Raw genomic sequence first — 19,478 nt, 5'->3', positions numbered from 1 at the left:
GTTAGCCTCCCGCGCAAATACGCATGGCACTCTTCACGATGCTGCTGGCATCAATGCCGTGATGCGCCCGCGTTGAGGCGCGATCGCCCGCGATGGCATATTGCCCATCCGGGATCCCCAGCCGCAACAGAGGAATGCCGCAGCCACCCTCCGCCAGCACTTCTGCCACCAGACTTCCTACGCCACCGTTCACGTTATGCTCCTCAACCGTAATCACCGCCGGATAGTGATTTAACAGGTTGCGCAGCTGTTGGGTATCGCAGGGGCGAATCGATGGAATGGCGATCACACCCGCTGAAATCCCCTGTTCAGCGAGTTGCGCCGCAGCGTTAACAATCTCATGAACTGTCGATCCCATTGCCACCAGCGCAATATCCTCGCCGGCACGCAGCAGATCGATAGCGCCCGGGGTGAAACGGTAGTTCTCGTCATGCAGCTGCGGCAGCTCTTTGCCATCAAGGCGGATATAGACCGGGCCGATATGCTCAAGGGCGTAATCGATAATCTGACGGCACTCCAGCGGACAGGAAGGGGCATAGATTTGAATGTTGCCAAAGCCGCGCATAATGGCGATATCGTCAATGCTGTGATGGGTACTGGCCAGCGGCCCGTAGCTGGCACCGGCATTCAGCCCAAACAGTTTCACGTTGGTGTCGTTGTAGCAGACATCCACTTTGACCTGTTCATTGGCTCGCGAGATGAGAAACGGCGCCGCGTTGCAGGTTGCCGCCACCTTGCCGCCAATCGCCAGGCCTGCCGCAGTGCCCACCAGGGTTTGCTCGGCAATGCCGACGTTCACCAGACGATCCGGAAAAGCTTTGATAAAGGGCGCGATTTTTGCTGTTGAGGTGGAGTCCGCTACCACCGGGACCAGATCAATGCCGCGATTGACCGCGTCGATAAAGGCCGTGACCATCACACTGGCCAGGTGTTGTGCATTACTCATCTTTTAACTCCTCCAGTGCCAGCGTCACTTCTTCGCCTTTCGGCACGCGGTGATGCCACTCTGCTTTGCTCTGAATAAAGGAGATGCCGTAACCTTTTTCAGTATGGGCGACAATCACCTGCGGCTTGCCATTAGCAGGCAGGTTCTCCAGGGTTTCCACCACCGATACCATGTCGTTGCCGTTACATTCCGTCACCTCCAGACCGAACGCGCGCCACTTCTCGGGCAGCGGATCGGTGTTCATGATCTCCTGAGTACTGCCCGCCAGCTGCAGCTTGTTTTTGTCATTGATGATGATCAGGTTGTCGAGACCGTAATGGGCGGCTACCAGCGCCGCTTCCCAGTTACTGCCCTCGGCCAGCTCGCCATCGCCGGTCAGGACAAACACCCGGCGCTGACTGTTATCTTTTTTCGCCGCCAGCGCGATGCCCACCGCGACAGGCAAACCGTGCCCCAGCGCGCCGGTATTCAGTTCAACGCCCGGCGTTTTCTGCCGCACCGGATGGCCCGGCAAATGGGAGTCTGCATGCTGGTAAGTGGGCAGCCAGCTTTCGGGAAAATAGCCCGCTTCGGCCAGTACGCAGTAATAACCGCCTACCGCATGCCCTTTCGACTGTACATAAATGTCACGGTCAGGATCGCCGGTACGGTCCGGCGCGCAGTTCAGGATACGAAAGTAGAGCGCGGTCAGGATCTCTACCTGGGAGAGATCGGCCCCGGTATGTCCGCCAGCCGGGCTACCCGCGTTCAGTTGAATGATGCGGCGCCGTATTGAACGCGCCGTGCGTTCCAGCTCTGCCAGCGACAGTTTAAAAGGATTCATAAGCACACCTCTGAATTTTAAAGCATTCATGAATATTTATTCATGCAGGGTAAAAAAAAGGGTGCAGGCAAAATGGGCCTGCACCGTTACCGTTAACTTTTCACCATACCCTCCTCCATCAGCGCCTTTTGCGCCACCACGGCAGCCTTTTGCTGCATACGGTTCTGCATCTGGTCAATGATGACGGCAATGATGATGACAATCCCTTTGATCACCATCTGCCAGAACTCACTGACACCCATCATAATCAGGCCGTCAGCCAGGAAGCCGATGACAAAAGCGCCTACCAGCGTACCGAGGATAGTGCCGCGTCCGCCAGCCAGGGAGGTACCGCCCAGCACCACGGCTGCGATAGCGTTCATCTCAAACGCGGTGCCGTTCGCGGGATGACTGGCCACCAGCTGCGATGACACCACAATACCGGCAATCGCGGCACAGAAGCCGGAGAGGGTATAGACGAGGATTTTGACCTGCCTGACTTTCACGCCGGAGAGTTCGGCCGCACGCTCGTTATCACCGATGGCATAGACCTGACGGCCAAACGGCAGGCGGCGGGCGATATAAGCGATCACCAGCGCCAGCAGTACCATCAGCCAGATGGCATAGGGCAGACCGAGCAGATAGCCCGAGCCGATTCTGTCGAAGCCGGTATTGCCCAGCAGCGGGTTGCCCTGCAAGCCGGGAAAGGTTTCGCCGCCGGAGGTCAGCATCGCCGCCCCGCGCAGGATATACATGGTGCCCAGCGTGCAGATAAAAGGCGCGACGTTGTACCGCGTAATGATCCAGCCATTGGTTGCCCCGACCAGCGCCCCGATCAACAGCACCAGCGGGACGATGACCCAGACGCTGGGAAAAATAGCGATGCCGAACATCGGCAGCACGATGCCTTTGGTGATCAGCCAGCCTGCGACCATGCCGCACAGTCCGAGCGTGGCGCCGATAGAGAGATCGATCCCGGCGGTGATAATGACAAAGGTAATCCCGAGCGCGAGAAAGGCGTTGATGGCGATATGCTTAATCATGATCACCATGCTGCCCAGCGCGAGAAAATCGGGCACGGTGATGGCAAAAAAGCCCACAATCAGAATCAGCGCGATAAAGGTGCGCATTTTCAGCAGCAGTAAAATCAGGTTTTCCCGCGAGCTGAACGCTTTGCCTGGCCGGGTGGCGAGCGCCACGGAACCGTTGCTTTTCATCTTCAGAACCCCTGTGCGCTTGCTTTAACCAGCGCTGCCTCTTCCGCTGCGTCGCGCGGAAGATCAGCCGTCAGTTTGCCGCCGGACATCACCAGAATACGGTCCGATACAGCCATGATCTCTTTCAGATCGGAGGTGGAAAACAGGACCGCAATGCCCTGTTCGGAAAGCTGTACCATCATGCGAAACACCTCCGCTTTGGCTCCCACATCGATGCCGCGACTCGGTTCATCCAGCAGCAGCAGACGCGGACGGGTCAGCAGCGAACGGCCAATCACCACTTTCTGCTGATTGCCGCCGCTCAGGGCGTTAATCGCCACCTCGGGCGAAGAGACTTTGATTGCCAGGTTGCCTACCGTGCTGGCGACCGCCTGTTGTTCTTCCTGCTGCGCAATGGCGAAACGGTGCGACAGCCGCCGCCAGAGGCTGGCGATCGTCAGATTGCTGGCTACCGAGGACAAGGGAAAGATCCCGGCGCGCTTGCGATCTTCCGGCACCAGACTCATCCCCATGCGGATGCGCTCCGCAGGTGGCAGACGCGTCGGCACCGGTTTGCTGTCCAGCCAGAGCTTGCCGAGATAGTTACGCTGGCTGCCGAGCAGACACTCAAACAGCTCGGTGCGCCCCGCGCCCATCAGACCGTAGATGCCGACAATTTCACCGGCGCGTACCTGAAAACTGACATCATTGACCACCGTATTGCCGCTGGCGCTGACGCAGGTAATGTGCTCCGCCTCCAGCACCGGCGCGCCAAAGGTACGACCCGGCGGCAAAAAGGTGCCAACCGGCTCGCTGCCCAGCATTTCACGCACGATCCAGGGCACATCAATTTCACTGACCTTTGCTTCCGCCTGAAAACGGCCGTCGCGCAAAATGGTGATCACATCGCCGATCGCCATCAGCTCTTCCAGGCGGTGCGAGATATAGATGACAGAGACACCCTGACGGGTCAGCTCGCGGATGACGCGGAACAGAATCTCCACCTCAGTTTTGCTCAGCGCCGAGGTTGGCTCATCCAGGATAAGAATGTCCGCGTTCTCCGCCAGCGCTTTGGCGATCTCCACCAGCTGCTGCTGCCCCACCTTGAGATTCCCAACCAACTCGCGCGCAGAGATCGGCTGGTCAAGGCGCTGCATCAGCGCGGCGGCGCGCCGTATCTGCTCCGCCTCGTTGATCGGCATGAGGCCTTTTTGCAGCTCACGTCCGAGAAAAATGTTTTCCGCGACCGAGAGGTTCTCAAACAGGTTCAGCTCCTGATGCACCATGCCGATCCCGTGCCGGGCGGCATCACGCGTGCTGCTGAAGGTCACCTCTTCCCCGTTAAGGAAAATTTTGCCGCTGGTGGGCTGCTGCACACCGGCAAGGATTTTCATCAGCGTTGATTTACCCGCCCCGTTTTCGCCGATGATAACGTTTACTTTGCCGCGCCAGACGCGGTAATCGACGCGATCCAGCGCCAGGGTGCCGGGAAAGAGCATTGAGATATTTTCTGCCTGCAGGACAATCTCATCGCGCATCAGGGATCCTCCCGCGTCAGACTCACCGCCACCACGCTCTCAACGCTGTTGTGCCCCATAGTGACGGCCAGCAGCGCCTGCACCTGCTGGTTAACCCAGCTGGCGTCCAGCGGCGGCAACTGTTTCACTGCATGGCGGTTCAGCGCCCGGGTAAGCTGGGCGTATTGCACCTGATTGGTGAACTGCTCAAAACGGAAACCGGCAGCATCGCGAATGGCGTTACCGCGTAACAACGGGCCCACCAGCACTTTCACCGGTTCGCCGTTAATGGTCATGGTCAGGCTGCGCTCACGACCATTGCCCTCATCAAAAGCGGTCACCTTGCCGCTGGCCTGTACGAAAACGCTTTCGTTACTGTCTGCTGGCACCGTGGCGCTTTTGGTTTTCATATCTGCCCAGCTCAGTCCCTGTTGCCGGGCCGCGTCAATGACTTTGCTCTGCCAGCTGGATTCAGCAATCTGTTGCGGCGTCTGGCTGCTGAAACTCGCTTTGGCGTTGGGATCCTGCGGCATGACAGGCTTGCCCTCCGCATCCAGATCCACCACCGTGCAGGCAGCCAGCAACAACGCTGCCATTACCGTGATCACTGCCCCGCCTGTTTGCGTTGTTTTCATGCCGCATCCACCCTATTTTGCCAGGTTGAAGTTTTTCAGCTTCGCTGCGTTAGTTTCATCAATCAGCACGCAGTCCATCAGCTGCTTCTCGCCCTTCTGCGCTTTACCGTTTGTCAGGTAGTAATCCGCCTGCTCGACCGCCATCTGCGCCTGATCCCAGCCCGGCTGGAGTACCGTGGCCTTGATATTGCCGTTATTGAGAATGGAGTCGCGGGTGTAGTCGCTGCCGTCAAACCCCACCACAATCACATCCTTTTTCCCGGCCGCCTTCAGCGCCGCTTCCGCGCCCAGCGCCATGGTGTCGTTGCCGGAGATGACACCGACAATGTTGGGATGTTTCTGCAGGATGGTTTCCATGCGACTGAAGGCTTCGGTCTGGCTCCAGTTCGCGCTTTGCTGCGCTACCATCTTCATGTCGGGATAGTCATCCAGCACATCGTGATAGCCCTGAGAACGTACCCCGGCATTGGTGTCAGACTCTTTACCCAGCAGCTCGACATATTCGCCTTTACCGCCCAGCAGACTGGCGAACTTCTCCGCGCCAAGCTGCGCGCCCTGATAGTTATTGGAGACGATTTGCGCCACCGCCACGCCGGTTTTATTGATTTCCCGATCGATCAGGAAGGTGGGAATACCGGCATCTTTCGCTTTCTGTACCGGACCGACGGTGGCATCAGCCCCGGCATTGTCCAGGATGATCGCTTTCGCTTTGCGGCCAATGGCCGTTTCAATCAGCTGGTTCTGCTTGCTGACATCATCATCGTGTGACGCCACCAGCGTGCTGTATCCCAGCTCTTTCGCCTTCGCCAGTGCACCATCGGCTTCCGCTTTAAAGAACGGGTTATCGTGTGACGGGGTAATGATCGCCAGCAACCCTTTTTCCGCAGACAACACCGATCCGGACAGGGTTAACAGCGAGGCCAGCAGGGTCACTTTTAACAGGGAAGGCTTCATGAGTTATTCTCCGCTTGAATAAATATTCAAATGCGATTTTATATGCATAATGACTATGCGCCTCTGCCACTCTGCCGTCCAATGACAGATCGCGGAAAAGCGAAAAGGATCACAAATTGTGCTGCGTTGTTATTTCGCGCCCCCTGGTTAACAATACCGGGCAGAATCAGAGAGGGAAAAACCATGGCAAAACAGGATGAGCAGCGGCTGATGGTGAAAATCGCCACGCTTTATTACACCGAAGGCAGGAAACAGTCGGAAATCGCACAGCTGCTGAAACTGTCGCAATCTTTTGTCTCGCGGATCCTTAATCGCTGCGTCAAAGAGGGAGTGGTAAAGATTAGTGTGGTTCAGCCCGCGACGATTTTTCCACAACTGGAAAAAGAGATTGAAGAGCGTTACCAGATCCCACAGACAATTGTCGTGGATGTGCCGGAGAATGCGTCTGAGCAACAGATTAAACAGGCGATCGGTTCGGCGGCGGCGCACTATCTGGAAACGCGTCTGCGTGCCAATGAGCTGATTGGCATCTCTTCCTGGAGCGGGACTATCCGCGCGATGGTCGACGCGTTGCATCCGTTAACCGTGCCCTGTCGTGGCGTGATTCAGTTGCTGGGCGGGGTGGGCGCCAACGGTAATGTGCAGGCGACCATCCTGACGCAGAATCTGGCGGCGCTGCTCAACGCGCCGGCCTGGCTGCTGCCATCACAGTCGATTGAGCGCTCGGTAGATGCGCGGCAGCGGCTGTCTGCCAATGCCGAGGTGGCGGAGGTGTTGCAGAAGTTTAATGAGGTTGATCTGGCCATTGTCGGCATCGGCGCGCTGGAGCCGTCACCGCTGTTGCGTAATTCCGGTAACTATTACGATGAAGAGATGCTGCGCACCCTGACGCAGCGCGGCGCGGTGGGCGATATCTGTCTGCACTATTTCGATGCTGCCGGGCAGCCGGTGCTGCAGCCGCACGAGGATCCGGTGATTGGCATGGAGCTGGCGCAGGTCAGGCGCTGCCCGCAGGTGGTCGCCCTCGCGGGCGGGCAGGACAAAACGCACGCGATTCGCGGCGCTCTGCGCGGCGGTTATGTGAAGGTGCTGATTGTAGATTACCCCACCGCGCGAGCGCTGGTGGGGGCTGGCGGCTGATAGCCGGATATGTTCCGCTGATCGCGGGGAAAATTTTGTTCGCCAGTGCAGCGGGCTGGCCGCTGAGAAGGTTTCGTTCGCCAGGGCGGCGGGCTGGCTGCTGAGAAGGTTTCGTTCGCCAGAGCGGCGGGCTGGCCGCTGAGAAGGTTTCGTTCGCCAGGGCGGCGGGCTGGCCGCTGAGAAGGTTTCGTTCGCCGGTACGGCGGGCTGGCCACGGAGAAGGTTTCGTTCGCCAGAGCGAACCGGCAGTTTCAGCCCCGCCTGCTGCGGGCGACCGACAAGGGGGCGCCAGTCGCCGCGCCCCCTTGACCCCGGGCTTGCGGCCACCTTCATCGCCGCTGCGCGGTCCCTTCGCGTCTTCAGGATTTCAGCCGGAACGCTCGGGACGCGCCCTCCCTGGCGCGGCCCGTCGCTCTCGCCGACGTCCTGTCGGCTCGTCCTGAAATCCTTCCTCCGCTCAGCGATGAAAAGGCCGCACCACGACCCCGCTGCACGGTCAGCAGCCGTTCTTTCGACTGCGTCATAGCTGAAAGATTGAAGGGAAGCAGTCCTGTTACTGCCGGGGGCGCACTGTTTTCTCCTGCTTCATTCCTCCGCGGTGTGGAAAACTGTACTGACTCAGTTCGTTAATAACTGTCAGGCCATTCCATACGCTAAGAAAATAACGAGGACTTACAGACGGCTCCCCGGTTCCGGCTTCCGGGGCGCTGAGGAGGGAACGACGGCCAGGACGAGCCGCAGGGATGCGGCGAGAGCGAAGGGCCGCGTCGGGAACGCGTCCCGAGCGGTCCGTGGGGCGGCGTGAGTGACGAAGGGACAGCGCGCAGCGCTGCGCCACGGCAGCCGGTCGCGGGGATTGTTAAGGGGCCGGCGAAACGGCCCCTTAACCCGGCCGCGTGTGGCGCAGCCACTGAAACTGCCGCTCGCCTGGCGGGCGGAACCTTGCGCAGCAGAAAAGTTACTTCCGGGTTCGCACTGCGTTCTCCTTCTTTATTTCTCCGGAGTGGGGAAAACCGCACTGAATCAGCCTGTTAACAACTTCCAGACGAGCCCATACGCAAAGAAAATAACGGGGACTTACAGGCGGCTCCCCGGTTCCGGCTTCCGGGGCGCTGAGGAGGGAACGACGGCCAGGACGAGCCGCAGGGATGCGGCGAGAGCGAAGGGCCGCGTCGGGAACGCGTCCCGAGCGGTCCGTGGGGCGGCGTGAGTGACGAAGGGACAGCGCGCAGCGCTGCGCAACGGCAGCCGGTCGCGGGGATTGTTAAGGGGCCGGCGAAACGGCCCCTTAACCCGGCCGCGTGTGGCGCAGCCACTGAAACTGCCGCTCGCCTGGCGGGCGGAACCTTGCGCAGCAGAAAAGTAACGCTTTAAAGTACTCACCTTCCCCGAAGGGAAAAATGCCCGCGTAACGCGGGCTTAAATCGTCCGGTAAGCGGTGGTGACTTTCCACAAATAACGCGGCGCCTGAGCAGCCGGATGTTTCTTCTGCACATGCTGATAAAACTCATCCGGCGTCATGGCATTAATCATCGCAATGGCACGCTCACGATCGCGTGAAAAAGTGCGTAACAGCGCGCCGGCACCGTTGGCGTAGGAAACGATGGTGGCGTAGCGCAGCGTCAGCGGATCACGAATGCCCGCCAGCACGGAATCCTGTAATAACTTAAGATAAGCGGTACCAATATCGATATTTTTGGCTGGATCGCGCAGTTCATGGATGGACGGCTGCCCACGACGCCCCTGCTTACGATACACCTCGCGTCCGGCGGTGGAGGCTTTAATTTGCATCAGACCAACCGCATTGGAACGACTCACCACCGTCGGGTTGCCACCTGACTCAACGCTGATAATGGCGCTGATTAATTTCTCATCCACACCATAATGCGCGGCGGCATCTTCAGTAAACAACGCCCAGGCATCATTGACCTTTGACGGCGGCGCCTGCGTCAACGGGGTGTTTTTCTGTGTGGCAACGTGTTTTGTCGGTTCATCGGCACAGCCAGCCAGCAACAGGGCTGAGAGCGCAAACCATCGAATTTTCAAACGTTTCTTCCCGGAAAGTGATTCACACTGCCCATCATACCTGGCCTGCGTAACGGCAAAATTACCCTTAATCTGAAATGCAGAAAAAACCGGGCCGATTCGTGACTTCAGCTACGCTTTTCGTCATCATCAGGGCAGCACAGAACCGGTTAACAGCAGGAAAGCGTTATGATCGAACCCCGTACGATACGGCTGATTGCCCCGTCAGGTTATTGTCACAATCAATCCGCCGCGCAACGTGGCGTCGCACGCCTGCAGGATGCGGGGCACAGGCTGGAGAACCTGAGCGCCATCTCGCGCCGCTTTCAACGCTTTGCCGGCGATGACGCGGAACGCCTTGCAGACATTAACGATCTGGCTCAGCTCCCTGCTCTGCCAGATATTGTGCTGGCGGTGCGCGGCGGTTACGGTGTCAGCCGTCTGCTGGATCGCATCAACTACAATGCGCTGGCACGCCGTCTGCTTAATCAGCCAGTGGCGCTGTGTGGACACAGCGATTTTACCGCCGTTCAGCTGGCGTTACTGGCGCAAACGGGCTTGATCACCTTCAGCGCACCGATGCTGGCCGGTAATTTTGGTGCGGAAACACTTTCTGAATTTACCTGCCATCATTTCTGGCAAACGCTGACCTCGCCTGACGTCAATATTCACTGGCAAAGCCAGACGCCCGATAACGGCGAATGGCAGGGCACTCTCTGGGGCGGCAACCTGGCGATGATCTGTTCGCTGATCGGCACCCCCTGGCTGCCACAGATTGAGGATGGCATTCTGGTGATCGAGGATGTTAATGAGCACCCCTTCCGCATCGAGCGGATGCTCATTCAGCTACAGCAGAGCGGTATTCTTGCCCGCCAGCGCGCCGTTATCGCAGGCAGCTTTACCAGTACTACACTTTCTGATTATGACAATGGCTTCGATTTTTTCTCTGTCTGGCAATATCTGCGTGATATCAGCCAGCAACCGGTGATCACGGACCTGGCCTTTGGCCACGCCAGCGATACCGTTACTCTGCCGCTGGGTGCCTGTGCACGGCTGCAGGTCAGCGAGGGCGAAGCGCAATTGCATATTACCGGTCACCCCACCCTGCGCTGATATCACCTTATTGACAGGAGATCCACCATGAAGCCGCTGTATGACGATCTGTGGATCTCTACCCCGGAATTTCCGGTAGAAGAAACCATTAACGACCTGATGATGCACGGGTTTATGCTGCGTCATCCACGGGGCAATCTGCTGATTGGTCGGGTGGAAAACCTGCTCGATCATGAAGTGCTGGCGGATGAAGGCGGCATCATTCGCCACTATTTCACACACTGGCATGAAGCGGCGCCCGGCGCGAAAATTATTCAGCAGCGCTTTAATAATGCGCTCTATTGCCATGCGCGCGCCATCGGCCCCGTCAGCCAGGTGCTGGAGCCGGATGATGTGTTTACCACGGCAGATGTGCATTTCGGCGACTTTCATCTGCTGCCCACACCCGGGCATACACCAGGCAGCAGCAGTTTTCTTTATGCCTCCCCTGCAGGCCTTACCTATCTGTTTGTGGGTGATACCCTGACCCGGGCCTACGACCAGTGGGTAACGGTGCTGGTTCCGGACAGTAATCTCAGTGAACTGCAGCAGTCGCTGGAGTTCTACCGTACACTGCGCCCGGATGTGATTTTAATGTCTACCACCCGTGGACACCTCCCCTGGCAACAGGTCACCCTGCCGGAATGGCTGGCCGCTATTGATGAAGCGGAGCAATCACCGCTGGACCTGCGTGAGCGGCCGATTTTCTGACTATTTTATTCAGACATCTGTTGAGTTACCGACGTTGCAACGACGGGATCATGATCCTTGCAGGTGATATGATTAAATAGCCTTTACAGGCAGTAGAACATGCAATTACAGACAGTAGAACATGCAATAGCGCGAGGCAGGAGGAAAAATGGACAGAGAAGATGCACTGTTTCAACGTCTGGCCCGCTCGTCGTTTCGCAGCCGGTTTCATTTGGGTAAAAAAGAACGACGTTACTGTCTGGAAAAGGGACCTGAGGTGATTGTTCGTCACGCGATGGATTTTATCGCAAAGCGGCTCGCTGATGCTCAACCATTAAATGATGGCAAGCAGACGCCAATGCGCGGTCATCCGGTATTTATCGCGCAACACGCGACAGCCACTTGTTGCCGTAATTGTCTGGAGAAATGGCATGGCATTGAGAAGCAGCAGCCACTGAGTGCCACGCAACAAACCTACATTGTGGGCGTGATTCACCGCTGGTTGGTGACCGAGATGAATTCAAAAACAAGCTAAAAGTGAAAGCATCGCATCCTGCGATGCCCGGCTTCAGGCTTTTTGCCCTATTCTGCAGCGACTTCTGCAGCCACCAACATCAACGCCAGCCCAGCGTCTTCTGGATCGAATTTCTGCATTACTACATGGATCGCATTTACGCAGGCGTTAACCTGCTGCTTCTTTTCTAGCTCAAGCTTTTCAATCGCATGACGTATAATCATAAGACTGGCTTCTTCTTCTTTCATCCTCTGTCCTTCGGTTTGCTTGTCTGGTGCGCAACGCCAGCAAGAATAACGTTTATCAGCCATGAAAGTCACCTTTTTACATGACTACTGCTTAATGATTAAACAAAAGGGAAACAGGAAGCCGTCCGGAAGCTGCTATGATCAAAATAATCAGGGTACATGACCTTAAAATCAGTACCAGTAAAAAACCCAGGGAATGCGTCAGGTACAGGACCATGCTGCGACTTTTATTAATCACTCTGCTTCTGCTGCTAAGCGGATGCTCATCAACACCTGAGGGTGTGGTATGCCCCGGTGAAGTCGCGACCATTTATGGTCAGCCGCTGGGCCGGACCCAGGGGCGTATTTTTGACCTTGTTACTTCGTTCTCGGTCAGTAAGGACGACGTCAAAGTAGAAAGCGGTGCGCTGCAATCGCTTGATCGCTTTCAATATGCGCCTTCTGCGGTGACGCGGGAAGGTTATTATGCCCAGCGCTTGTCTGCGCAGCAGTTCCGGCTGATTAACCCTTATCAGAACGTGATGATTACCTGGACATGTCCGTAAAAGGTGATTCCTGACGTCAGATGGTTTACTGTCAGAACACGCAAGGTGACAGGGGTCCCACAATGGAAAAGAAACTGGATAACAACGGCTATATCGACTTCCCTTTTCCGGCGACGGCCAATGCTGATGGCTCGATCAATCCCTGCGCTATCGATCTGACACAGGAACCTGACCGTATCGATGAAGTTGCAGTCTGTCACCACTCCGCTAATCTGCGTCGCCTGCTGGAAGAGGTCAACTTACAGGACGGGCTGTTTATGACCCTGACCAGCGACTGGCAACAGCGTCCGGATGCAGTGTGTGGCTTTCTTGATATCGCGGTCCGTCCTGATTTGCCTGACAGCGTGAAAGCGGAAGCCCTGACGCTGGACCGCGCTTTCTGTTGTTATCTTGGCGAGCAGGAAACAGAGCACCATATGGAACCGGATACACTGGTCAACTATGCCCGTTCGGTACTGGACTGGAGTCATTCACCGCTGCATATGCATCAGCAACAGCACTATGACAAAATCACCATTCAGTTCTACTGCCAGCAGGCAGAAGATGCTGAATGGTGTTTCGATCATCTGCGTCATTTCCTGGTGAGCTGGTATCCTGCCTGGCGCGCTGCGCATTCCCATGCCTGAGAAAGCGTAGCTTTTATGGCGTATCCGGTTTTACCAGCCGAATCGCATGTTCCAGCATCCGCTGCTCATCCCGCTCGCTGTTGTGGGCGCGCTGCAGGCGGGTCCGTTTCAGTAAGCTGGTGATTTCAGCGCGACGGGTTTCATGTCCACACTCAGCGAGCACAATCACCGCATCGCCAATCACCCGGCATACCTCGTCATAATCATCTTCGTTCAGAATATCGCGTTTCATCTTTCCTCCGCTGTGTGGTTTAGTTGGCCGTAAAAAGAAGCCTGGACAGAAAACGCGGCAACTGCAATGTTACTGACCCGGTCAGTAATAATGCCATCAAGGCTATAAACTGCAGAATTGTGCTCTGGTTAAGATTTACTGCGTCAGTCACCAGGATAAGCCTGTTCCACTATGTTAAAAAAACCCGTCAATTTATCTTTTTCATAAACTTCAAAAGTCGAATTATTTTTTCTAAAAAACAAAAATAGGATTACAGACAGGTCATTGAATATCCCAAAACAGGTCCAGCACCTGTGTTTTATTGAGATGGCATAATTTCCATTCTGAACGCTGTTCAGGACCTTTTTTAACCCTGAGTAACGTCATGGTGTCGCACTAGCCCTCTGTTCCCTTTGCCGCCAGCTATTCCGTATGTTATCCGACACCGCACTGGCAAAACCTGCTACAGGCGCTCCCCTGTTCAGTTTTTTCGCCGCTTTTGTCGGTTATCCCGGCAGTACGGCCACGCTTTGCTATGCTTTTAGTTAACTTTCAAACGCGAAGGAGATAATGATGTACGGAAAAACTGAAGATAAATTGAAAGAAGCCACTGGCGAGGCGCAAGAAACCTGGGGCGAAGCGGTCGACTCACCAGAGCATAAAGTGAAAGGTGCAGCACGTAAGTATTCTGCCCAGGCGGGTTATGCTGCCCGTGATATGGCTGAAAGCGTGAAAGATCAGGTACAAGCCAGCCCATTTGCTGGTCTGGCGGTGGCAGCAGGTATTGGCGTCTTTATCGGTTATTTGTTAGGTCGTAAATAAGCCAGCGATCCTGTCATACGAAACGGGAGCCACTGGCTCCCGTTTTTCCAGTCATTCGCTCTCTGCGCTTTCCTCCGGCTCCCTTCTCAGTACGTCTCATTGTCTGAGCAATCCGCTTTTGTGTCCGGAGCGAACGGCCCCGGGATACGTCAGGCAGCCTGAGCCGGTCTGCTGCCATAAAAAGCAGTCAGCCAAAAGGAGAGCGGGAAGGATATGCACAAAAAAGCCCGTATAAATACGGGCACTTTTTACGTCGCGAGAAGAAGTAATCTTTGAGAAGCTTTAGATTTCCTGTCTGTTGGCTCTGGTATTTCACAAAGCCTCTGCCTGCATTATCACAGCACTATGAAGCACAAAGAGCTGGCAGTAAATCTTCCCTGTTTTATGAGATAGCTTTTTCTCTCTGTGGGTTACAGGGACGCAAAGTAAGCTTCGCTGTCCTGTCCCCTATTGTTATAACTGTGTGTAGTCTTTCTTTTTTGCCGAACAAGGTCACTATAAAGGTTTATTAAGCTTAATCAATCGAGATAATCAATGGTTACGATAACCAAAAAAATCAACCCCTCCTTACGGCAGCGAGACTCATAAGTTGATCCGCGCTTCACATGGCCTCAGATAAAGGGCTGATTAACGGTGTACTTAAGGTATATCTCAATCCCTTCACAGCATCACACTTTGTTTTAGGTGCTTTTTCATGAAGTAAAGCGGCTTAAATGCGCCGCGACAGGCTCTCACTCAAATACAGAGTGCAACTTTCATTAACTGTGCTTCTGTAAGTGAAGATAATGCCTCTCATTTGCCCCCTGTCGGTGAAATTTTATTCAAGCTTCGTCAGCAAACCTGTCCTTTAGCAAAAAGTGCGGTTCTCGTTTTTCAGCGGGCGTTGTTAAGCAGGTAAGCGGCAGAGATGTAACCTCCGTTGCCAGCCACGGCAAACAGACGCCGACAGATCGTCAGGACGCGGGCAACATCTGTAATGTCTGCAACCGCATCTCCCCTTTGGGCTTTAACGCTTTTTGTGTTCGCCCAGGTCGGCTGATGCTGAGCTATCCTTAAACGCCTTTTAACCCCGGAGATTATCTCGCCCGTTTCAGGGTCTTAAGCGCCATGCCATACATAGCCTGAGTAAACCAGTAGAGAGACTGTAACAGCTTCTTCTGTGACAGCAGTTTGCGGGAGTAATGATAAGCTTCAAAAGGTTTCTTGGGCGGCAACAACGGCAGGCTTTTCCAGGGAGTATTCCGATAGAGATCCAGGTATTTCTTATTATATCCGGACTCATCAATAGATATGCTCCAGGGTTTGGTTTGTCCGGCATAATGGATAAAGACCGGTTTTTTTGTTGTCGACCTGTTTTTCGGGATATAATTATAGGCATTATCAAGGCTTAGCGTTTCCCCCTTTAAAATTTCATTGAGACAATCCTGATCCGGATAGAGATATTTTTTGCTGTTTATTTTTTCGAAGAAAGTTGTTGTTATCCCTTTATCCAGCCACAAAGCAGTATTTATTAACATTACGCCGGAGTTAAAATACTCACCTTTTTTTAAGTTAAGTTGCGTGAGGTAAGCTTCATTGATGCCAGCATCTTTTACCGCTGCGACTATGTTAGTGCCCATATCTAATGTGATAAGCGCTGTGATATCACCATCACAAAGGATGTCACAATCCAGGTAGAGTATTCGCTTCGCCTCATGCCCCAGGATTTCGGGTGCCAGAATACGATAGTATATTGAAACAGGAAAGAAATCATGAGTTTGCAGCCCTGCCAATGATGCATCATCAATCAAATAAACCGTTAATGACACATTACTGCCGGGTTGTTCCGTAAAAGCCCTGTCTACCATGGCCTGGGTGATAATATGGAAGTTTATCTTCAGATCTTTATTGCTGTTTATAATGGAATAAATACAGACACCACAGTAAGGTAAGTATTGTTTATCTGCAGTCAACAAAATATCTATTGCGGCATCATGCTGTTTAGGTTCCCAAAGGCTATGCTCACTTTTGATAACATTTACAGTATTCATTCCCACTCCTGGCATTAGCAGGTTCGTCGAATTATGCGTTACTGACTTTGCTTCTGCGGATTACACTGGCCCTACTCTTTCAACAATAAAATTCCGGAAACCTTTTTAAAATACCTGTTGAAAGCGGTTTGTCTACTTTTTTGTGCCAGACACACCGTTTAAAAGAGCAAATGAGATGATTCCTGGTATTGCTTTTTTATTAATTTGCTTATGTGAAATTAATTTCTGGCACTACCTGAGAATAATAAAATTTTCCCGTGTTCTGTATTATCTCTATTGCAATAACACACTACTGTTATTTACCTGTCCTTATTCTTTACCAGATTGACAGATAACGAAAAGAAAAATCATTTTACTACCGGAAGATCGGTAAACCTGGTGGTGTAAGCGGGTGATAGCATCTCCCGTTTCATCGCCCATGCCTTTTCAATGCCCTGGCCGGCAAACCACAGCTTACTCTTTCCACTCTGATTGATGCTATCCACGACCTTCATCAGCGCTTCGCTGTTAGCATGAGGGCGTTTTTCGTCAAACAGATTCAGCTGAGCCACCCCCTGGCTGAAAAAATCACTCAATACCACGCCCGCTTTCATATAACGATGCCCCTCGATCCAGATTCTGTCCAGCGCCTCAGTTGCGACTTTGATGATGTCCCGCGTGTCGCAGGATGGCGTCAGCAAATTTCCCGTTGACTGATTTGCATAAAAATTTTCCCCGGGCGCATGGGGGCTGGTACGCACGAATACGGTTATCTGGCGACAGTACTGTTTTTCCTGTCTCAGCTTCTCCGCGGCCCGTTCGGCATAGGCACAAACCGCCTGACGCATCTCTTCATAATGGGTGATGCGCCTGCTGAATGAGCGGGAACAGACCAGCTGCTGTTTCGTCGGCGCAAACTCTTCCGGGGCCAGGCAGCTCTCGCCACGCAATTCACGCACGGTTCGCTCCAGTACCACATTAAAATGTTTGCGAATAATCCAGGTACTCTGTTCAGCAAGATCGAAGGCTGTCATCACGCCCATTGCATTCAGCTTTTTACTGATGTGTCGCCCTACGCCCCAGACATCTTCAACCGGTACCAGGCGCATCAGTTTCCGTTGTCTGATTATGTTCGACAGGTCAACTACGCCACCGGTTTGAGGCCATTGTTTCGCGGCGTAGTTTGCCAGTTTGGCCAGCGTCTTTGTCTGAGCAATACCTATACCTACTGTCAGATGGATTTCATTCTGGATCCGCTGACGCACCTGATGTCCAAAGGTTTCCAGCGGCATGTAGTTTCGTATACCGGCCAGATTCAGAAAGGCTTCGTCAATAGAGTACATCTCGATGGATGGTGCCATCTCCTCCAGGGTGGTCATTACCCGGTGTGACATATCTGCATACAGGCAGTAGTTTGAGCTGAACACCTGGACATGGTGTCGCTGCAGTTCATCACGCACTTTAAAATAGGGGGCACCCATTTTTATTCCGAGCCGTTTCGCCTCGGCGTTGCGGGAAATCACACAGCCATCATTGTTGGAGAGCACTACCACTGGCTTTCCCTTTAAGTCGGGCCGGAAAACGGTCTCGCAGGAAGCGTAGAAACTGTTGACATCAACCAGGCCGAACATGGTTAATTCGCCGCTTTGATGATGAAGTTAACCACGCCGAAGATTTCCAGCTTATCCTCGCTGCCGATGATAATGGGGCTATAGGCCGGATTCATCGGGATAAGCTGGAGCGAGGGACGCAATTGCAGTCGTTTGACAGTGAACTCCCCTTCCACGGCGGCAACCACGATATGTCCATGCTCCGGGGTAACGGAACTGTCAACCACCAGCATATCGCCATCGCTGATGCCCGCTTCCGTCATGGAGTCGCCACTGACGCGCACAAAATAAGTCGCGCTGGGTCGCTGCACGAGAAGCGCATTAAGATCTATTCGCTGCTCAATGTAATCCTGCGCAGGGGAAGGAAAGCCGCATGCTACACGCTCTATGAACAATGGCAGCTGCATGACGGCACGGATTTCTACGGGTCTGATGAATTCCATAACAAACGACCTGATGATATTACTGTATATATTTACAGTAATATCAAAAGCTAACAGTTATCAAGCGAAGCGTAGGACGAAATGGCTATATTATTGATTATATTGTGATTTTATTTCATAAAATTTTGCAGCAATAACAGGCAGATGGAAGAGATAAGCCGGGCAGGACATCATTCACTCATCTTACAAATGTTCAGAAAGGAAATAATGCGCTGTATGTATTGTCTCTTTTTACAGCAATATGAAAATAAAAGTGTCACCGGAGCGAGCCTCTGTCAGGAACTTCATAGTTACTGCTCACCTGATGCCGTGTTGACGTCCTGACCACAACGCTCGCTCTGCTTTCAGCTCTGGTACTCCCGCAGCCCTGAGACAGGCTTTGCATACTGATATCCATCGGGATAGCACGCTTCTGTTAATCGTTATTGTATTGCCCGGCTGAAAATAGATTTGAATGGGTGCTTAAGATCATGAGCCCGACAATAAACGGCGGGGAGATACTCTTCCCCACCTGTCGCCCTTACCTGGGTTCGTAATCCATGAAGGCAGCGACCTCCATTAATATGCTGCTAATATGTATTTCACATACGTCCTTTCGTGAAATGAGCACCGCAGCAAAAACGGCGGTTAAAATAACAATGGCGATGAATATCGCCCTGTACTGCTTCATGGTTAGCTCCTTGCCTTCCGGCTGGTAAGAGGCTAACATATGAATTGTTCAGGTTCATGCGTTGGCCTCGGTTGATTTATGTCAATCGGGGCTTTCGTCTTTCTGAACTCCTGCGATGGCCTGAGACCAGAAAATCTCAAGCACCCGGCGCTATTCTACTTATTCTTTAAATGATATTCACCGCTTTTCTGCCGTTAAATATATAGCCAATTAATATTATTGGCACCGAAATACTTATTCGGTTAATTAATTTCCCGGATATAAAAAATTTCTTTGCATGAGCCAATAAAGAATGGAGTGCGGTTTTGAAATAAACAATCAGACTGGGTGCATTGAGATTATGCCACAACAATAAAGAGTGGCGGGGATTGCTCCCCGCCGGTTGCTCTTACTTAACGGGCTCGCAAGCCATGACCGCAGACAGTTCTGCTTGATCGGTTCGGAATCGAATCTCGCAGAGATCTTTTCTCATTATCAGCATCGCGACAACAGCCGCAATAATAACGAGCGTAGCGATAATTATCGCTGCCTGCTGTTTCATGGTTGCTTCTCCTTGCTTTTCAGCGCGTAAGAGGCTACCTTTATGTTGTGATGCATAAAGAGCTGCCTCAGGTTGTACTGACCCCAAAAAGTTGGACAGTTAAACACGAGGCATATAGGTCTGGGTTCGATATTCAATTGGACTCAGACCTTTTAATTTCAGGCTAATTCTTCTGCTGTTGTAGTATTCAATATATTCCGTAACAGCATCCTTCAGTTCGCTTATATTACTGAACTCGTCAA

General features: G+C 53.4%; 21 protein-coding genes and 1 pseudogene. 7 read left to right on the top strand and 15 right to left on the bottom strand.

Annotated elements, in window-relative coordinates; translation table 11 throughout:
* Nucleotide 1: 1 nt before the first annotated feature.
* From E0E17_RS14970 to E0E17_RS14945, 6 genes are all read right to left on the bottom strand, one after another.
* Nucleotides 2–946, bottom strand: coding sequence for a transketolase family protein (locus tag E0E17_RS14970; RefSeq protein ID WP_130834808.1), 945 nt, complete (start codon nt 944–946; stop codon nt 2–4).
* A complete protein-coding gene (locus E0E17_RS14965) occupies nt 939–1,769 on the bottom strand; it encodes a transketolase (RefSeq protein ID WP_130834807.1) in 831 nt (276 codons plus the stop codon). Before E0E17_RS14965 ends, E0E17_RS14970 begins: the two co-directional genes overlap by 8 nt.
* 92 nt (nt 1,770–1,861) lie before the next feature.
* The gene (locus E0E17_RS14960) at nt 1,862–2,965 is read right to left on the bottom strand and encodes an ABC transporter permease (protein WP_130834806.1); all 1,104 of its coding nucleotides are present in this window, start codon (nt 2,963–2,965) and stop codon (nt 1,862–1,864) included.
* A 2-nt stretch (nt 2,966–2,967) separates the two neighbouring features.
* Nucleotides 2,968–4,482: a sugar ABC transporter ATP-binding protein gene (locus E0E17_RS14955; RefSeq protein WP_130834805.1), complete on the bottom strand. Its 1,515-nt coding sequence runs from the start codon at nt 4,480–4,482 to the stop codon at nt 2,968–2,970.
* A complete protein-coding gene (locus tag E0E17_RS14950) occupies nt 4,482–5,096 on the bottom strand; it encodes a DUF2291 family protein (protein ID WP_130834804.1) in 615 nt (204 codons plus the stop codon). The genes E0E17_RS14955 and E0E17_RS14950 overlap by 1 nt, the downstream gene beginning before the upstream one ends.
* A 12-nt stretch (nt 5,097–5,108) precedes the next feature.
* Entirely contained in the window at nt 5,109–6,050 is a 942-nt protein-coding gene (locus E0E17_RS14945; RefSeq protein WP_130834803.1) for a D-ribose ABC transporter substrate-binding protein, read from the bottom strand.
* Between the two features lie 183 nt (nt 6,051–6,233).
* Here E0E17_RS14945 and E0E17_RS14940 point away from each other — a divergent pair, with 183 nt between their 5' ends.
* On the top strand, nt 6,234–7,190 hold the full coding sequence (locus E0E17_RS14940) for a sugar-binding transcriptional regulator (protein ID WP_130834802.1): 957 nt from the start codon (nt 6,234–6,236) through the stop codon (nt 7,188–7,190).
* A gap of 1,419 nt (nt 7,191–8,609) precedes the next feature.
* Here the strand turns inward: E0E17_RS14940 and emtA are convergent.
* Complete coding sequence (gene emtA / locus E0E17_RS14930; protein ID WP_130834801.1) at nt 8,610–9,236, bottom strand: membrane-bound lytic murein transglycosylase EmtA; 627 nt, start codon at nt 9,234–9,236, stop codon at nt 8,610–8,612.
* 168 nt (nt 9,237–9,404) lie between these two features.
* On the opposite strand from emtA, the gene ldcA reads away from it, so the two are divergent.
* The 3 genes from ldcA to E0E17_RS14915 all read left to right on the top strand — a co-directional run bounded on the left by ldcA (nt 9,405) and on the right by E0E17_RS14915 (nt 11,532).
* On the top strand, nt 9,405–10,328 hold the full coding sequence (gene ldcA / locus E0E17_RS14925; RefSeq protein ID WP_130834800.1) for a muramoyltetrapeptide carboxypeptidase: 924 nt from the start codon (nt 9,405–9,407) through the stop codon (nt 10,326–10,328).
* A gap of 27 nt (nt 10,329–10,355) precedes the next feature.
* Nucleotides 10,356–11,018, top strand: a complete 663-nt coding sequence (locus tag E0E17_RS14920; protein WP_130834799.1) for an MBL fold metallo-hydrolase — start codon at nt 10,356–10,358, stop codon at nt 11,016–11,018.
* Nucleotides 11,019–11,166: 148 nt separating this feature from the next.
* Complete coding sequence (locus E0E17_RS14915) at nt 11,167–11,532, top strand: DUF4186 domain-containing protein (protein WP_130834798.1); 366 nt, start codon at nt 11,167–11,169, stop codon at nt 11,530–11,532.
* 47 nt (nt 11,533–11,579) lie between these two features.
* Here the strand turns inward: E0E17_RS14915 and E0E17_RS14910 are convergent, their stop codons facing one another.
* A complete protein-coding gene (locus tag E0E17_RS14910) occupies nt 11,580–11,759 on the bottom strand; it encodes a hypothetical protein (protein ID WP_130835572.1) in 180 nt (59 codons plus the stop codon).
* Between the two features lie 215 nt (nt 11,760–11,974).
* On the opposite strand from E0E17_RS14910, the gene E0E17_RS14905 reads away from it, so the two are divergent.
* Together E0E17_RS14905 and E0E17_RS14900 are read left to right on the top strand one after the other, a co-directional pair.
* Nucleotides 11,975–12,304: a hypothetical protein gene (locus E0E17_RS14905; protein WP_130834797.1), complete on the top strand. Its 330-nt coding sequence runs from the start codon at nt 11,975–11,977 to the stop codon at nt 12,302–12,304.
* Nucleotides 12,305–12,366: 62 nt separating this feature from the next.
* Complete coding sequence (locus E0E17_RS14900; RefSeq protein ID WP_130834796.1) at nt 12,367–12,930, top strand: hypothetical protein; 564 nt, start codon at nt 12,367–12,369, stop codon at nt 12,928–12,930.
* A 13-nt stretch (nt 12,931–12,943) separates the two neighbouring features.
* Here the strand turns inward: E0E17_RS14900 and E0E17_RS14895 are convergent, their stop codons facing one another.
* A complete protein-coding gene (locus E0E17_RS14895) occupies nt 12,944–13,162 on the bottom strand; it encodes a DUF2767 family protein (RefSeq protein ID WP_130834795.1) in 219 nt (72 codons plus the stop codon).
* 552 nt (nt 13,163–13,714) lie between these two features.
* Between E0E17_RS14895 and E0E17_RS14890 the strand changes: the two genes are divergently transcribed.
* Nucleotides 13,715–13,963 carry a glycine zipper domain-containing protein gene (locus E0E17_RS14890; RefSeq protein WP_130835571.1) on the top strand — a complete coding sequence of 83 codons (249 nt, stop codon included), beginning with the start codon at nt 13,715–13,717 and terminating at the stop codon, nt 13,961–13,963.
* A 1,076-nt stretch (nt 13,964–15,039) separates the two neighbouring features.
* Here E0E17_RS14890 and E0E17_RS14885 read toward each other — a convergent pair.
* From E0E17_RS14885 to E0E17_RS20345, 6 genes and pseudogenes are all read right to left on the bottom strand, one after another.
* Nucleotides 15,040–15,993: a glycosyltransferase family 8 protein gene (locus tag E0E17_RS14885; protein ID WP_165446236.1), complete on the bottom strand. Its 954-nt coding sequence runs from the start codon at nt 15,991–15,993 to the stop codon at nt 15,040–15,042.
* Between the two features lie 347 nt (nt 15,994–16,340).
* The gene (gene umuC, locus E0E17_RS14880) at nt 16,341–17,603 is read right to left on the bottom strand and encodes a translesion error-prone DNA polymerase V subunit UmuC (RefSeq protein WP_130834793.1); all 1,263 of its coding nucleotides are present in this window, start codon (nt 17,601–17,603) and stop codon (nt 16,341–16,343) included.
* Between the two features lie 2 nt (nt 17,604–17,605).
* Nucleotides 17,606–18,025: a translesion error-prone DNA polymerase V autoproteolytic subunit gene (gene umuD, locus E0E17_RS14875; protein WP_130834792.1), complete on the bottom strand. Its 420-nt coding sequence runs from the start codon at nt 18,023–18,025 to the stop codon at nt 17,606–17,608.
* A gap of 520 nt (nt 18,026–18,545) precedes the next feature.
* Entirely contained in the window at nt 18,546–18,695 is a 150-nt protein-coding gene (locus E0E17_RS14870) for a Hok/Gef family protein (RefSeq protein WP_130834791.1), read from the bottom strand.
* Nucleotides 18,696–19,083: 388 nt separating this feature from the next.
* Nucleotides 19,084–19,236: a Hok/Gef family protein gene (locus tag E0E17_RS14865; protein ID WP_130834790.1), complete on the bottom strand. Its 153-nt coding sequence runs from the start codon at nt 19,234–19,236 to the stop codon at nt 19,084–19,086.
* 99 nt (nt 19,237–19,335) lie between these two features.
* Nucleotides 19,336–19,476, bottom strand: a pseudogene (locus E0E17_RS20345) (IS3 family transposase); the annotation flags it as partial.
* Between the last annotated feature and the right edge of the window lie 2 nt (nt 19,477–19,478).

Source organism: [Erwinia] mediterraneensis (genome assembly GCF_900604315.1).
GTDB classification, from domain to species: Bacteria; Pseudomonadota; Gammaproteobacteria; order Enterobacterales; family Enterobacteriaceae; genus Pantoea; species Pantoea mediterraneensis_A.
The sequence above is the reverse complement of the archived record's forward strand: the minus strand, read 5'-3'. Positions and strand labels throughout refer to the sequence as shown.

Excerpts from the sequence above, each read along its gene's own strand:
- E0E17_RS14970 (WP_130834808.1), bottom strand. The coding sequence starts at position 946 with ATGAGTAATGCACAACACCTGGCCAGTGTGATGGTCACGGCCTTTATC.
- E0E17_RS14965 (WP_130834807.1), bottom strand. The coding sequence starts at position 1,769 with ATGAATCCTTTTAAACTGTCGCTGGCAGAGCTGGAACGCACGGCGCGT.
- E0E17_RS14960 (WP_130834806.1), bottom strand. The coding sequence starts at position 2,965 with ATGAAAAGCAACGGTTCCGTGGCGCTCGCCACCCGGCCAGGCAAAGCG.
- E0E17_RS14955 (WP_130834805.1), bottom strand. The coding sequence starts at position 4,482 with ATGCGCGATGAGATTGTCCTGCAGGCAGAAAATATCTCAATGCTCTTT.
- E0E17_RS14950 (WP_130834804.1), bottom strand. The coding sequence starts at position 5,096 with ATGAAAACAACGCAAACAGGCGGGGCAGTGATCACGGTAATGGCAGCG.
- E0E17_RS14945 (WP_130834803.1), bottom strand. The coding sequence starts at position 6,050 with ATGAAGCCTTCCCTGTTAAAAGTGACCCTGCTGGCCTCGCTGTTAACC.
- E0E17_RS14940 (WP_130834802.1), top strand. The coding sequence starts at position 6,234 with ATGGCAAAACAGGATGAGCAGCGGCTGATGGTGAAAATCGCCACGCTT.
- ldcA (WP_130834800.1), top strand. The coding sequence starts at position 9,405 with ATGATCGAACCCCGTACGATACGGCTGATTGCCCCGTCAGGTTATTGT.
- E0E17_RS14920 (WP_130834799.1), top strand. The coding sequence starts at position 10,356 with ATGAAGCCGCTGTATGACGATCTGTGGATCTCTACCCCGGAATTTCCG.
- E0E17_RS14915 (WP_130834798.1), top strand. The coding sequence starts at position 11,167 with ATGGACAGAGAAGATGCACTGTTTCAACGTCTGGCCCGCTCGTCGTTT.
- E0E17_RS14910 (WP_130835572.1), bottom strand. The coding sequence starts at position 11,759 with ATGAAAGAAGAAGAAGCCAGTCTTATGATTATACGTCATGCGATTGAA.
- E0E17_RS14905 (WP_130834797.1), top strand. The coding sequence starts at position 11,975 with ATGCTGCGACTTTTATTAATCACTCTGCTTCTGCTGCTAAGCGGATGC.
- E0E17_RS14900 (WP_130834796.1), top strand. The coding sequence starts at position 12,367 with ATGGAAAAGAAACTGGATAACAACGGCTATATCGACTTCCCTTTTCCG.
- E0E17_RS14895 (WP_130834795.1), bottom strand. The coding sequence starts at position 13,162 with ATGAAACGCGATATTCTGAACGAAGATGATTATGACGAGGTATGCCGG.
- E0E17_RS14890 (WP_130835571.1), top strand. The coding sequence starts at position 13,715 with ATGTACGGAAAAACTGAAGATAAATTGAAAGAAGCCACTGGCGAGGCG.
- E0E17_RS14885 (WP_165446236.1), bottom strand. The coding sequence starts at position 15,993 with ATGAATACTGTAAATGTTATCAAAAGTGAGCATAGCCTTTGGGAACCT.
- umuC (WP_130834793.1), bottom strand. The coding sequence starts at position 17,603 with ATGTTCGGCCTGGTTGATGTCAACAGTTTCTACGCTTCCTGCGAGACC.
- umuD (WP_130834792.1), bottom strand. The coding sequence starts at position 18,025 with ATGGAATTCATCAGACCCGTAGAAATCCGTGCCGTCATGCAGCTGCCA.
- E0E17_RS14870 (WP_130834791.1), bottom strand. The coding sequence starts at position 18,695 with ATGAAGCAGTACAGGGCGATATTCATCGCCATTGTTATTTTAACCGCC.
- E0E17_RS14865 (WP_130834790.1), bottom strand. The coding sequence starts at position 19,236 with ATGAAACAGCAGGCAGCGATAATTATCGCTACGCTCGTTATTATTGCG.